1 protein-coding gene is annotated in these 1,116 nt (G+C 58.9%); it reads left to right on the top strand.

Going from position 1 to position 1,116, the window contains the following annotated elements:
- Window positions 1–1,116, top strand: a 1,116-nt coding sequence (locus AC1DH9_RS29620; RefSeq protein ID WP_477809393.1) for a multinuclear nonheme iron-dependent oxidase, incomplete at both ends; no start/stop codon positions are given.

Genomic DNA, 1,116 nt, shown 5'->3' with positions numbered 1-1,116 from the left:
CCCAAGAGGTAGCTGACACGGTGGTGGCCAACGCCATTGAATTGCGTGACCTCACGGCAACGCTGCTGGTACTGGAAAACGCGCCGCGGTTGTTTTCGTTGCACGATGCACAAGAACAATCTGAAGGCGCGTTCATCTCCAGGGTGGTGGAGCGCAGTGACTCGGGCTTTCTGCTGGACCTCGACAGCGCGATCGCGACCGCCAGAACCCTGGGTTACGACCTGAACACCTACTTGCGTTCGTTGCCGCTGGACCGGCTGATTGAAATACATACCGGCCATCCACGGCGGGATTGGGACATCTTGCGTCATTTGTTTGATTCATCGCCGGTGAAAGCGATCACCCTTGAGTGGGATATTTCCCGCAAAACCGATGATGCAGAATTGTTGACCTTGATCACGGCCATCAAGTCCCTTCAGCCCAAAGCCCTGTTCTGGCAGGGTTTTGCCCGGCAAGAGCCGCAAACGCAACTCGAGCAGGGGGCGCAAACCCTGTTGAAACTCAGGGAAAGCACCTGGCTCAGCGTCGGCTCGGCATCGTTTTTTATCCGGGATCGGCAGTGGGACCTGAGCCTGGAATTCGGTGTGATGTTTCTGCCGTTGCTGCGCCACTTCCTGACTCCCCAGACACTGGGCAGTGCCTTGTTGCTGCCGGGTGTTTTGCAGAGCCCCGAGCAGGACGACAATCTGGCGTTCCTGCGGGAACTGATCAGCCAGGGTGTCCTGCAACCGGTCGAGACACCATCTGACACTGCCGCTTGCGTTGAGCGTAGCCAGCCGGCCAGCCTTTGGGCCCATTGGGACGCGGCGCTGGAGTTTTATCTGAGCACTCGGACCGGGTCGCACACGCCCTACATCAGTGTCAGCGATCTGGAAATGCAGCTTGAGCAAAAGGCCTCGGCGCGACGTCAGCCGTCGGCATTCAAGGATTATTTCTCCCATCCTTTTGTTGCCCTGGAAAACCCGCTGCTGGCGCCTTCCGGCGCGATCGCCCAATCGACATTGCTCGATTCGCTGTGCGAGCGCCGCACGTCGCGCACCTTCAGCGACCAACCGCTGAGCGCGCTGCAATTGTCTTTGTTGCTCTACTACACGTGGGGCGCGACGGTCATGGAAC

Source organism: Pseudomonas sp. 05T35, assembly GCF_056396605.1.
The sequence above is the reverse complement of the archived record's forward strand: the minus strand, read 5'-3'. Positions and strand labels throughout refer to the sequence as shown.